Source organism: Paeniglutamicibacter sp. MACA_103 (genome assembly GCF_045798555.1).
Taxonomy (GTDB): Bacteria; Actinomycetota; Actinomycetes; order Actinomycetales; family Micrococcaceae; genus Paeniglutamicibacter.
In genome coordinates this window covers 14,778-27,476 of record NZ_JBIXLN010000031.1, presented here as the reverse complement: position 1 = coordinate 27,476, position 12,699 = coordinate 14,778, and the positions used below count along the sequence as shown (strand labels likewise).

The following is a 12,699-nucleotide window of genomic DNA, read 5'->3' as shown; positions in this document are numbered from 1 at the left end:
CACCTGTGTGCCTAGCCCTTGTCCCCGCCGATGGCGTCCAGGCGCTGCTGCTCGTCCATCTCGATGCAGGAGTTGATCAGCGGCTCCAGCTCGCCGTTCATCACGTGGTCGAGGTTGTAGGCCTTGTAGCCGGTGCGGTGGTCCGCGATGCGGTTTTCCGGGTAGTTGTAGGTGCGGATGCGCTCGGAGCGGTCCATGGTGCGCACCTGCGACTTGCGGATGTCGGAGTTCTCCGCGTCGATGATGGCCTGCTGGTGGGCCAGCAGGCGCGAGCGCAGCACGCGCATGGCGGCCTCGCGGTTCTGGATCTGCGACTTCTCGTTCTGCATGGCCACCACGATGCCGGTGGGCAGGTGGGTGATGCGCACCGCGGAGTCGGTGGTGTTCACCGACTGGCCGCCGGGGCCCGAGGAGCGGTAGACGTCGATCTTCAGGTCGTTCTGGTGGATGTCGACCTCTTCGGGCTCGTCGACCTCGGGCAGGATCAGCACGCCGGCCGCCGAGGTGTGGATGCGGCCCTGGGACTCGGTCTGCGGCACGCGCTGCACGCGGTGCACCCCGCCCTCGAACTTCAGGTGCGCGTAGACGCCCTCCGCGGGGTCGTTGGACTTGCCCTTGATGGCCATCTGGGCGTCCTTGTAGCCGCCGAGGTCCGACTCGTTGAAGGAGATCAGCTCCGTCTTCCAGCCCTTGTTCTCCGCGTAGCGGGTGTACATGCGCAACAGGTCCGCGGCGAACAGTGCCGCCTCGTCGCCGCCTTCCCCGCCCTTGACCTCGAGGATCACGTCGCGCGCGTCGTTGGGGTCGCGCGGGATCAGCAGCCGGCGCAGCTTCTCCTCGAGCACCGGCAGCTTCTCGTTGAGCTCGGCGACTTCGGCGGCGAAGTCGGGGTCCTCGTCGGCCATTTCCTGGGCGGTCTCGAGGTCCTCGGTGGCCTGCTTCCAGCGCTTGTGCGCCTCGACGATGCCGTTGAGCTCGGCGGAGCGGCGGCCGAGCTTCCGGGCCAGGGCCTGGTCTTGGTAAACGGCGGGGTCCGAGAGCTTCGCCTGGAGGGCTGCGTGCTCGTCGAGTAGGCCCTGTACGGACTCAAACATGTTTTCAGCTTCTTTCACTACGACTGGTTCCCAGTGTAGGGAACGAAGAGGGATCTTGGTGTTAACGACCAACGCCCAGCCTCACCGCGCCCGGGGGTTCCGGGCACGGTGAAACTGGGCGTGTAGGGCAGCTAGGCGTCGTTCTTGGAGCCCAGCGTGGTCTTGTTGATGAGCATCAGGAACTCGGCGTTCGAGGAGGTCTCGCGGATCTTGCCCGTGAGGGTCTCCAGCGCCTGCTGGGTGTCCAGGCCCGAGAGCACGCGGCGCAGGCGCCACATGATGCGCACCTCGTCCGGGGACAGCAGCTTCTCCTCGCGGCGGGTGCCCGAGGCGTTGACGTCGACGGCCGGGAAGATGCGCTTGTCCGCCAGCTGGCGGGACAGGCGGAGCTCCATGTTGCCGGTGCCCTTGAACTCCTCGAAGATGACCTCGTCCATCTTGGACCCGGTCTCCACCAGCGCGGTGGCCAGGATGGTCAGCGAGCCGCCGTTCTCGATGTTGCGGGCGGCACCGAAGAAGCGCTTCGGCGGGTACAGCGCCGAGGAATCGACACCACCGGAGAGGATGCGCCCGGATGCCGGGGCGGCCAGGTTGTAGGCACGGCCCAGGCGGGTCATCGAGTCCAGCAGGACCACGACGTCCATGCCCATTTCCACCAGGCGCTTGGCACGCTCGATGGCGAGCTCGGCCACGGTGGTGTGGTCATCGGCCGGGCGGTCGAAGGTCGAGGCGATGACCTCGCCCTTCACGGTGCGCTGCATGTCGGTGACTTCTTCGGGACGCTCGTCGACCAGCACCATCATGAGGTGGACCTCGGGGTTGTTGATGGTGATGGCGTTCGCGATGGACTGCAGGATCAGCGTCTTGCCGGCCTTCGGCGGGGAGACGATCAGGCCGCGCTGGCCCTTGCCGATCGGGGCGACCAGGTCGATGACGCGGGGGCCGACCAGCTTCTGGTCGGTCTCCAGGCGCAGGCGCTCGGTCGGGTACAGCGGGACCAGCTTGGAGAAGTCAACGCGGTTGGAGTTCTCCTCCGGGGTCTTGCCGTTGATCGCGGTGAGCTTGACCAGGGCGTTGAACTTGGCGCGCGAGGAGGCGTTCTCGTTCTCGCGGGGGGCGCGGATGGCGCCGACCACGGCGTCGCCCTTGCGCAGGTTGTACTTCTTGACCTGGTTCAGGGTGACGTAGACGTCCGACGGGCCGGCGAGGTAGCCGGAGGTGCGGATGAACGCGTAGTTGTCCAGCACGTCCAGGATGCCGGCGACCGGCAGCAAAACGTCCGAGTCGTTCAACTCGGTGTCGTCGACGTCCGGCTGGTTGCGGTTGCGGCCGCGGCGGTTGTTGCGGTCCGTCCGGTCGTTGCGGTCGTTGCCGCGGTCCTGGCGGTCGCCGCGTTCGCTGCGGTCGCGGTTGCGTTCGCGGTTGCGCTCATTGCGTTCGCGGTTGCGCTCGCGGCGGTTGGCCGAGCGGTCCTCGGAGCTTTCGCGGCCCCGGTCCTCGGAGCGGTCGTTTGACTTGGACTCGTTCTGGCGCGAGTCGGCCTTGGCCTCGACCTGCTTTTCCTCCTGTGCCTCGGTGGGCTCGGAGGACTCGGCGGCTTCGGCGTTGGCGTTCTCGCGGCGGTTGCGGTTGCGGTCCCGGCGGTTGCGGTTCCGGTCGCCGCGCTCGTGGCGCTCTCCGCGTTCGTGGCGGGACTCGGTGGCTTCCTGGGTCGGCTCGGCGGCTTCGCCCGCTGCCTGGTCGGCGGCGGGTGCGGCCTCGGCCGGGGCCTCGGAGGTGCCGGTCGACTCGGCGCGGCGGTTGCGGGTGTTGCGGCGCGGTGCGCGCTCCTCGGCCGCCGGGGCCTCGGTGGTTGCCGGTGCGGCGTCGGCCTTGGGCTCTGCGGCGGCGGGTGCCTCCGCGGCCGGGGCAACGGTTCCGCTGGAATCGGCGCGGCGGCTGCGGGTGCGGCGCGTGGCGGGCTGTTCGGTCTTCGCCTCGGCGTCTGCCGGAGCGGCGTCTGCCTTGGGCTCCGCGGCAGGGTCCTCGGCCTGCTTCGCCGCGGTCTTGGCGGCGCCACGGGCCGGGGCCTTGGCTGCCCTTGCCGGGGCCTTGGACTCCGCCTTGGCGGGGGCCTCGGTCTTGGCGTCGGCCTTGGGCTCCGCCTTGGCCTTGGCGTCACGGTCGGCCACGGAACCGCCACGCTGGTGGCTCGAGATCGCGGTGACAAGATCGTTCTTGCGCATCCGCGAACCGCCGGTGATGCCCAGCTGGGACGCAAGCACCTGCAATTGTGCAAGTTTCAGGCCGGCAAGTCCGCCGCCCTTGGATGCGTTGTTTTCTTCCACGCCTGCAGTCAGGCTGGTGGTTTCGGTCACGAAGGTTCCTTCCCCCTCGTCGGGCGGCCCTCATCAGAGAGAGCCGCAACTTTTGACTAGCCCTTGTTCCCGCGTCAGATGCGGGAAAAGGTTCGACCGTGCACCGCCAAGTCAGACGAGGCGAATGCTTCGGTCGATCGTGAGACACACCAAGGGATCTAGTCACCAACATGGTTGACGGTTTCAATCGGATGGTGTGGGTGTGCCTGCTCGCCCAGCGAAAATGGTTTGTGGTGATCGAATCCCCAAAGATCCGCCCGCCGCGGCGGGGGGAAGGGATTGATGGCTGCACGAAACGCGGTGAATCATCCATTTGAATGCGGATGACTCTTTTCAGGCGGGTGCTAGAGCACTTCTACTCTAACACCCGTTGGCGGTACGGACTCAATCCGGACACGCCAGTTTGTTTCATCGTGGCTTGCCGCGTACCCGGAAATCGCGTCGGCGGCCCGCTGCGCACCGTCCTGGCCGTCGCACAGCACCAGCACAGTGGGACCGGCGCCGGACACCACTGCCGCATGGCCGGCCGCCCGCAGGTGCGCGATGAGGTCCGCGCTCTGCGCCATGGCCGGGGCCCGGAACCCCTGGTGCAGGAAGTCCTCGGTGCCGACCAGAAGTGCGGCCGGCTCGTGGGCCAGCGCGTGGATGAGCAGGCCCACCCGTCCCCCGTTGGCCGCGGCCAGGGCGTGCGGCACCGTTTCCGGCAGCAGCCCGCGGGCCGCGGCGGTGGACAGCTCGATGTCGGGGATCGCGATGACCGGGACGATGTCCTGGTGCAGCACCCCCTGCAGCGTGCCGAATCCGTCCTCCGTGGTCCAGGACAGCGTCAGCCCGCCGTAGACGGCCGGGGCGACGTTGTCCGGGTGGCCTTCCCAGCGCGAGGCGGCCTGGAAGATTTCCTCCGGGCCCGACTGCGCCTCGGCGGGCAGCAGCGCATTGGCGGCTGCCAGCGCACTGACCATGGCCGCGGCGCTGGAACCCATGCCGCGGCCGTGCGGGATGTTGTTCGTCGCCTCGAGGCGCAGGCCGCAGGGCTCGAAGCCCAGTTCCGCCCAGCGCTCCAGGATCGTCTTGGCGATCAGGTGGCTCTCGTCGGTGGGCAGCGTTTCGGCTCCCTCGCCGGTGATGGACACGCTGACGCCGGGCTCGGGGCGGGTGTGCACCACCAGGGTGTCGCACACGCCGAGGGCCAGGCCCAGCACGTCGAATCCGGGCCCCAGGTTCGCGCTCGTGGCCGGCACGTGCACGGCAATGGATTGGCCGGCTTGGATCTGCGCCATATAGTGCTGGTTCCTCGTGTTCCGGGGCGGGTGCTAGGCCAGGCCGAGCGCCGAGGCCACTGCCACGACGTCGAACTCGACCTTGGTCGGGGTGACTGCGGAACCGTCTTCGCGCTTCAGGGCCCAGTCCGGGTCCTTCAGACCGTGGCCGGTCACCGTAATGACGATCTTCTTGCCCGCCGGAACGTTGCCCGCCGCGTGGTGCTTGATGATGCCGGCAACGCCCGCGGCGGAACCCGGCTCCACGAAGACGCCCTCGCGGCTCGAGAGCCAGCGGTGCGCCGCGAGGATTTCCTCGTCGGTCACCGAGTCGATGATGCCGCCGGACTCGTCGCGGGCCTCCTCGGCCTGCTTCCAGGACGCGGGGTTGCCGATGCGGATGGCGGTGGCGATGGTGTCCGGCTCGGTCACCGGGTGGCCCAGCACGATGGGTGCGGCGCCGGCGGCCTGGAAGCCCCACATGATGGGGGTCTTGGTGGACACCGGGGCCAGCTTCTCGCCGGCCTGGTTGGTGTACTCGGCAGCGTACTCCTTGTAGCCCCGCCAGTACGCGGTGATGTTGCCCGCGTTGCCCACCGGCAGCACGTGGTAGTCCGGGGCGTCGCCGAGGTAGTCGACGACCTCGAAGGCGCCGGTCTTCTGGCCCTCGATGCGGGCCGGGTTCACCGAGTTCACCAGGAACACCGGGTAGTTCTCGCTCAGCTTGCGGGCGACCTCGAGGCAGTTGTCGAAGTTGCCGTCGACCTGGAGCAGCTCGGCGCCGTGGGCGATGGCCTGGGAGAGCTTGCCCATGGAGATCTTGCCGTCCGGGACCAGCACCGCGCACTTGAGCCCGGCCTGGGTGGCGTAGGCGGCGGCGGAGGCGGAGGTGTTGCCGGTGGAGGCGCACACCACGGCCTTGGCGCCGGCGGCGACCGCGGCGGTCATCGCCATGGTCATCCCGCGGTCCTTGAAGGAGCCGGTCGGGTTCATCCCCTCGACCTTGAGGTACACCTCGGAGCCGGTGAGCTCGCTCAGGGCCGGGGCGAACACCAGGGGTGTACCGCCTTCGCCCAAGGTGATGACCTTGGTGTTTTCGTCAACGGGCAGGCGTTCGGCATATTCGCGGATGACTCCGCGCCACTGGTGGGCCACTTAGTTTCCTTCAACTCGCAGTACAGAGGTTACTTCTTGGACGGCATCCAAGTCGGCGACGGCTGCAACGACGGCGGCCAACGCGGACTCGGTGGAGCGGTGGGTCACGATGCGCAGCTCGGCGGACCCGCCGTGGTTTTCTTCGATCACGGACTGGCGCAGCGCCTCGATGGAGACCGAGTTGGCGGCGAAGATCGCGGCGATCGCGGCGAGCACGCCGGGCTCGTCGGAAACGCGCAGGCCGATCCAGTAGCTGGTGGAGATCTCGTCGAACGCCAGGGCCTTGACCGGCTGCTGCGCGGCGATGGCCGGCAGCGGACCGCCGGAGACCACGCGGCGGGCCACAGCCACGGTGTCGCCCAGCACGGCCGAGGCGGTGGGGGCCCCGCCGGCGCCGGCGCCGTAGAACATCAGCTCGCCGGCGTTTTCCGCCTCGACGAAGACCGCGTTGAAGGCGCCGTGGACGGCGGCCAACGGGTGCGTGCGGCGCAGCAGCGTCGGGTGCACGCGCACCCCGATGCCGTCCTGACCGCGTTCGGCGATGGCCAGCAGCTTGATGACCATGCCGGCGTCCTTGGCCGCGGCCACGTCGGCGGCGGTGATCTTGGTGATCCCCTCGCAGTGCACGTCCTCGTAGGCGAAGTCGGTGTGGAAGGCCAGGGAGGCGAGGATCGCGGCCTTCGCCGCGGCGTCGTGCCCGGCCACGTCGGCGGTCGGGTCGGCCTCGGCGTAGCCCAGGGCCTGCGCCTCGGCGAGCACGTCGTCGAACTGCGCGCCCGTGGTGTCCATGGCGTCGAGGATGAAGTTGGTGGTGCCGTTGACGATGCCCATGATCTTGGTGATCCGGTCCCCGGAGAGCGAATCGGAGATGGGGCGCAGGATCGGGATGGCGCCGGCGACGGCGGCCTCGTAGCGCAACTGGGCGCCGGATTCGAAGGCCAGGGCGTTGAGCTCGGCGCCGCGGGCCGCGAGCAGCGCCTTGTTGCCGGTGACCACGGAGGCGCCGCGGGCCAGGGCCTGGCGGATCAGCGTCGCGGCCGGTTCCAGGCCGCCGAGCAGCTCGATGACGATGTCCGCCGAATCGACCAGGGAAGGCGCGTCGGTGGTGAACAGCTCCGCGGGGATCCCCGCGTCGCGCTTGGCCTCGAGGTTGCGCACGGCGATCCCGGCAAGTTCAAGCCTCGCGCCGGCGCGGTCGGCCAGCACGTCCGCATCGTTCAGGAGGATGCGTGCCACCTGGGACCCGACATTGCCGCAGCCAAGCAGGGCCACCTTCAGTGTTTTCACGTGTTTTACTATGCTCCCAAATCGCGGGCCAACAGATCGGCTTCGGTTTCCCTGCGGATGATGGCGCGGGCGGCGCCATCGCGCACTGCAACCACGGCCGGACGGCCCAGGTAGTTGTAGTTGCTTGACAGTGCCCAGCAATAGGCCCCGGTTCCCGGAACGGCCAAAAGGTCGCCGGCGGCAACATCCTCGGGCAGGTAAACGTCCCGTACGACTATGTCACCGGACTCGCAGTGTTTGCCAACCACCCGTGAAATAATCGGTTCACTTTCCGTCACACGGCTGGCCAACACCGCGGTGTAGTCAGCGTCGTAGAGCACCGGGCGGGCGTTGTCGCTCATCCCGCCGTCCACCGAGACGTAGCGGCGCGGCACCAGGGTACCGTCCTCAGTCTCGACCTGGACGGATTTGCGCACCCCGGCCTCGTAGAGGGTGAAGGTGGAGGGACCGGCGATGGCGCGGCCCGGCTCGATGGAGATCCGCGGGACCTTGATGCCCAACTCGGCCGCGGTGGTGCCCACGACCTCGGCCATCGCGGCGGCCAGCACGGCCGGCTCGCGCGGGGTGTCGACCTCGGTGTAGGCGATGCCGTAGCCGCCGCCCAAGTCCAGCTCGGGCAGCTCGACGCCGTGGTCCTGCTTGACCTGTGCCAGGAAGCCGAGCATCTTTTGCGCGGCCAGGGCGAAGCCCTCGGCCTCGAAGATCTGCGAGCCGATGTGCGCGTGCAGGCCCAGCAGGTTCAGTTCCGGGTGCGCCAGCGCGAAGTCGACCGCGGCGGCGGCCGGGGAAGCGTCCTCGCCGACCGGGATCATCGAGAGGCCGAACTTCTGGTCCTCGTGCGCGGTGGCGATGAACTCGTGGGTGCTGGCGTGCACGCCGGGGGTCAGGCGCAGCATCACGTTGGCGCGCATGCCGGTTTCGCGGGCCAGCAGGGCCACGCGCTCGAGCTCGTCCAGCGAGTCGATGACGATGCGGCCCAGCTCCGTCTCCAGCGCGGTGCGGATCTCGGTGACCGACTTGTTGTTCCCGTGCAGCGACAGGTTCGCGGCGGGCACGCCGGCGACGCGGGCCACGGCCATTTCCCCGCCGGAACAGGTGTCAAGGCGCAGGCCCTCGGCGGTGACCCAGCGGGCGACCTCGGTGCTCAAAAACGCCTTGCCGGCGTAGTAGACGTCCACGCCGCCGCACAGGTCCGCGAACGCGGCGTCGAAGGCCTGCTTGAAGCCGGCCGCGCGGGCGCGGAAGTCGTCCTCGTCCAGCACGAACAGCGGGGTGCCGAATTCCTTGGCCAGGTCGCTGACCTTTAGGCCCTGGACGGCGAGTTCGCCGGATGCGGAGCGGGCGACGCCTTGTGCCCATTCGACCGGGCGCAGCGCATTGACATCGGAGGGCAGGGAAAGCCAGGCCGGGGCAAGTGGTGAAGTGCTCATGGTTCCTTACATCTTTTCCGGGGCGGAGACGCCCAGCAGTCCCAGGCCGTTGGCCAGGACCTGGGTGGTGGCGTCGTTGAGCCACAGGCGGGTGCGGTGGATGGGTTCGACGGCGCCGTCGCCCACGGGGGTCACGCGGCAGGCCGCGTACCAGGAGTGGTAGGCACCGGCGAGCAGCTCGACGTGGCGGGCCACGCGGTGCGGTTCACGGTGGGTGGCGGCCTGGGCGACGACCGAGGGGAACTGGCCCAGGGCCGCGAGCAGGTCGTTCTCGGTCTCGTGGGTCAGCAGTGTCGCGTCGAAGTCGGTGCGCGTCACGCCCTTCTCCACGGCGTTCCGGGAGGCCGCGCGGGAGCGGGCGTGGGCGTACTGGACGTAGAACACCGGGTTGTCGTTGGTGTTCTTCTTCAGCTGCTCCGGGTCGATGGTCATCGGCGAATCGGCCGGGTAGCGGCCCAGCGAGTAGCGCAGCGCGTCGGCGCCGAGCCAGTCGATGAGGTCGCGCAGCTCGATGATGTTGCCGGCGCGCTTGGACAGCCGTGCCCCGTTGACCGAGATCAGCTGGCCGATGAGCACCTCGATGTTCTTCTTCGGGTCGTCACCGGCGCAGGCGGCAATGGCCTGCAGGCGCTTGACGTAGCCGTGGTGGTCGGCACCGAGCAGGTAGATCTTCTCGATGAAGCCGCGGTCCTTCTTGGAGAGGTAGTAGGCGGCGTCGGCGGCGAAGTAGGTCGGCTCGCCGTTGGCGCGGATCAGCACGCGGTCCTTGTCGTCGCCGAAGTCGGTGGTGCGCAGCCACACCGCACCGTCGGTGTCGTCGATGTGGCCCTGTTCGCGCAGGCGTGCCACGGCGTCCTCGACGGCGCCGTCGGAGTGCAGCTCCTGCTCGGAGAAGAAGACGTCGAACTTCACGCCGAAGTCGTTGAGCGTCTCCTTGATGTCGGCCATCTGCGCCACGTAGGCGGCGTGGCGGACGATCGGCAGCGCGGCTTCCTGGGTCAGCGAGCGGATGTCCGGGTGGGCCTTGGCCACGGCATCGGCCAGTTCCTTGATGTAGGCGCCCGGGTAGCCGCCCTCGGGAACCGGCAGGCCGTGCAGGCGGTTGTAGACCGACAGGGCAAAGATGTTCATCTGGTTGCCGGCGTCGTTGATGTAGTACTCGGAGGTGACGGTGGCGCCGCTGGCCTTGAGCACGCGGGCGATCGAGTCGCCCAGGGCGGCCCAGCGGGTGTGGCCGATGTGCAGCGGGCCGGTGGGGTTCGCGGAGACGAACTCCATGTTGATCTCGTGGCCGGTGAGGGCATCGTTCTTGCCGTACTCGGCGCCGGCCTCGACAATGGTCTTGGCCAGTTCCCCGGCGGCGCCTGCCTCGAGGGTGATGTTCAGGAAGCCCGGACCGGCGATCTCGACGCCAGCAACCCCGGCCGACTCGGCCAGGCGCGTGGCCAGGATCTGGGCGAAGTCGCGCGGGTTCATCCCGGCCTTCTTGCCCAGCTGCAGGGCGATGTTGGTGGCCCAGTCCCCGTGCTCACGACTCTTCGGTCGCTCCACACGCACATTCTCGGGCACGTCGACGGAAATCTGGCCGGCGTCGACTGCGTCGCGGAGGCAAGCGGAAATGGCTGTGGAGAGTTCTTCAGGAGTCACCCCTCAAGGATAACCGGGGGCGCGGACGCCATTGGACGATGTGACGGGGCGACGTCGCACACATCAGATGCGCATTTGGCGGCCCCGGGTCGGCCCCGGAGCGCCAATTTGTCATTCACCGCTTCACACCTGCTAAGCTCGTCTACGTTCCCAGCCGGAAAATGTTTCAGAAACCATGGATTTGGTCGTTGAATTCCGGCAATGCCCTCGTAGCTCAGGGGATAGAGCGTCCGCCTCCGGAGCGGAAGGTCGAAGGTTCGAATCCTTTCGAGGGCACCACGGCAAGAGTCGCTATTTCCTGGTTTGACCGGGAGATAGCGACTTTTTTGTTGCCCCGGGGCCTATCCGCCAAAAGTGGGCACCCGCTGCCCGGTCCACCGGTCGCCGGTCGTTGGGCGCCGATGCCGTCCTGTGTCCGATCCACGGCGCCCCATGCGGCCCGCTTCCTCACGCGGGCAGGCCGAGGATCCCGCCAAGGGACACCGTCTCGCCGCCAAGCACCGCGTGCCACAGTGCCAACTGCCGAGCCATCGTGTGGGCGCCGGTTACCGGCGTGCCGCCCGCCGGTAACCACACGGGTTCCAAAGTTCTTGAAAGTTTTTTCGCGCACCTGTCGATTTCCGTCTTCCCCGTTCGATGTAATGGGTGAAGGACGTATTTGCGCGCCTTCCCGAACCAAGGAGAACACCATGAAATTCATGCTGATCATGCGCTCGACCCAGGCAGCCAAGGAAGCCTACGAGAACGCGGACTTCACCGAGATCATCAATGCCATGGGCGCCTACAACGAGTCCCTCATCAAGGCCGGCGTGCTTCTGGCCGGCGAGGGCCTGTCCGATGACCTCAGCGAGGCCTTCGTCGTCGACTTCTCGGAAGAAACCCCGATTGTCACCGACGGCCCCTACGGCGAAGTCCACGAACTGTTCAACGGCTTCTGGATCCTCCAGGTCTCCAGCAAGGAAGAGGCCGTGCAGTGGGCCAGCAGGGCACCCCTGGGCGCCGGCAGCAAGCTCGAGGTCCGCCGCGTCACCGACATGTCCGATTTCGAGGACTACGCCGACAACGAATACATCAAGAAGGAAGAAGCCTGGCGCGAGGAACTCGGACAGAAGTAGGCCCCGAGTCCCCCGCCGCCGGAAGGCAATCCGTGCCCGACACCCAACGCACCCTCGACGCGCTCTGGCGCATCGAGGGTGCGCGCATTGTCGCAACCCTTGCCAAGGTGACCGGGGACCTGGGGTTGGCGGAGGACCTCGCGCAGGAAGCGTTGGTTGATGCCCTAGCGCAATGGCCGCAGGAGGGGATCCCGAAGAATGCCGCCGCCTGGATCACCGCGGTGGCCAAGCGCAAGGCCATCGACGCATGGCGCCGAGAGACCAGGCTCGATGAACGCCATCGGGAGATGGCCCGGAACCTGCGCGAATCGACCGAGGAATCATGGGAACCCATCGACGACGACGTGCTGCGCCTGGTCTTCACCGCGTGCCACCCGGTGCTGTCCCGCGAGGCCCGCGTCGCGCTGACGCTGCGCGTCGTGGGCGGGCTGGGGACCGAGGAAATTGCCCGGATGATGCTGGTGCCCGTGGCCACGGTGCAGCAGCGGATCGTGCGTGCCAAGAAGACGCTCGCCGCGGCACGGATACCGTTCGAGACCCCGGAACCCCAGGCGTGGGGCGAACGCCTTTCCGCGGTGCTTGCGGTCATCTACCTCGTGTTCACCGAGGGCTACGCGGCCACGGCCGGCGACCAGCTGATCCGCCGCGAACTGGCCAACGAGGCGCTGCGCCTGGGCAGGATCCTCGTCGGCCTGCTTCCCCGGGAACCGGAAGTGCACGGCTTGGTGGCGTTGATGGAGATCCAGGCCTCGCGGTTTTTGGCCAGGGTCTCCCGGGACGGCAACCCGATCCTGCTGGCGGACCAGGACCGTTCCCGCTGGGACCACTCGCAGATCATGCGGGGGCGCGGCGCGCTGGAGCGTGCGGATTCGCTGGGGCGCGGGCGGGGCTTCTACGGTCTCCAGGCGGCCATCGCGCAGTGCCATGCGGTGGCCAGGAGCGTCGAGGAAACCGACTGGGACGGGATCGTGTTGCTCTACGAGGCCTTGTGCCGCCTTGCGCCGGGACCCGTCGTGGAACTGAACCGGGCGGTGGCGGTCTCGATGGCCGAGGGACCGGATCCGGCCCTGCGCATCGTGGACCATCTGGCGGAGCAGGGGGCCTTGAAAGGTTCGCATTTGTTGCCGAGCGTGCGCGGGGAGTTGCTGGCCCGATTGGGCCGCGCACCCGAGGCGGCGGCCGAATTCCGGCTGGCGGCCTCGCTCGCCGGGAACATTCGCATGGGCGCCGTCTTCGAGGCGAAGGCGGGGGCCCTTGAATCCGGGTCTTCGGGGGAATTAGGACAGCCCCCACAGTGACGGCGAATCTCTGTGGGGGCCTAACCGCCGCTCCTTTGAGAAAAGTCGCATTGGCTT

At 68.1% G+C, this 12,699-nt stretch carries 9 protein-coding genes and 1 tRNA gene; 3 read left to right on the top strand and 7 right to left on the bottom strand.

Annotated elements, in window-relative coordinates; genetic code table 11:
* Positions 1-11: 11 nt before the first annotated feature.
* From prfA to argS, 7 genes are all read right to left on the bottom strand, one after another.
* Positions 12-1,094 (bottom strand): peptide chain release factor 1, encoded by a 1,083-nt coding sequence (prfA, locus tag ACIPVK_RS14820; protein ID WP_407612747.1) that lies wholly within the window; start codon positions 1,092-1,094, stop codon positions 12-14.
* A 131-nt stretch (positions 1,095-1,225) separates the two neighbouring features.
* The gene (rho, locus tag ACIPVK_RS14815; RefSeq protein WP_407612746.1) at positions 1,226-3,451 is read right to left on the bottom strand and encodes a transcription termination factor Rho; all 2,226 of its coding nucleotides are present in this window, start codon (positions 3,449-3,451) and stop codon (positions 1,226-1,228) included.
* A 344-nt stretch (positions 3,452-3,795) separates the two neighbouring features.
* Positions 3,796-4,731 (bottom strand): homoserine kinase, encoded by a 936-nt coding sequence (gene thrB / locus ACIPVK_RS14810; protein ID WP_407612745.1) that lies wholly within the window; start codon positions 4,729-4,731, stop codon positions 3,796-3,798.
* Between the two features lie 33 nt (positions 4,732-4,764).
* The gene (gene thrC, locus ACIPVK_RS14805) at positions 4,765-5,865 is read right to left on the bottom strand and encodes a threonine synthase (RefSeq protein ID WP_407612744.1); all 1,101 of its coding nucleotides are present in this window, start codon (positions 5,863-5,865) and stop codon (positions 4,765-4,767) included.
* The gene (locus ACIPVK_RS14800; RefSeq protein ID WP_407612743.1) at positions 5,866-7,152 is read right to left on the bottom strand and encodes a homoserine dehydrogenase; all 1,287 of its coding nucleotides are present in this window, start codon (positions 7,150-7,152) and stop codon (positions 5,866-5,868) included.
* Between the two features lie 8 nt (positions 7,153-7,160).
* Positions 7,161-8,582, bottom strand: a complete 1,422-nt coding sequence (lysA, locus tag ACIPVK_RS14795) for a diaminopimelate decarboxylase (protein ID WP_407612742.1) — start codon at positions 8,580-8,582, stop codon at positions 7,161-7,163.
* A 6-nt stretch (positions 8,583-8,588) separates the two neighbouring features.
* Complete coding sequence (argS, locus tag ACIPVK_RS14790; RefSeq protein ID WP_407612741.1) at positions 8,589-10,229, bottom strand: arginine--tRNA ligase; 1,641 nt, start codon at positions 10,227-10,229, stop codon at positions 8,589-8,591.
* A 203-nt stretch (positions 10,230-10,432) separates the two neighbouring features.
* On the opposite strand from argS, the gene ACIPVK_RS14785 reads away from it, so the two are divergent.
* From ACIPVK_RS14785 to ACIPVK_RS14775, 3 genes are all read left to right on the top strand, one after another.
* Positions 10,433-10,508: transfer RNA gene (locus ACIPVK_RS14785), tRNA-Arg, on the top strand.
* 410 nt (positions 10,509-10,918) lie between these two features.
* Positions 10,919-11,344, top strand: coding sequence for a YciI family protein (locus tag ACIPVK_RS14780; RefSeq protein ID WP_407612740.1), 426 nt, complete (start codon positions 10,919-10,921; stop codon positions 11,342-11,344).
* A gap of 32 nt (positions 11,345-11,376) precedes the next feature.
* Positions 11,377-12,642 carry an RNA polymerase sigma factor gene (locus ACIPVK_RS14775; RefSeq protein ID WP_407612739.1) on the top strand — a complete coding sequence of 422 codons (1,266 nt, stop codon included), beginning with the start codon at positions 11,377-11,379 and terminating at the stop codon, positions 12,640-12,642.
* Positions 12,643-12,699 lie beyond the last annotated feature (57 nt).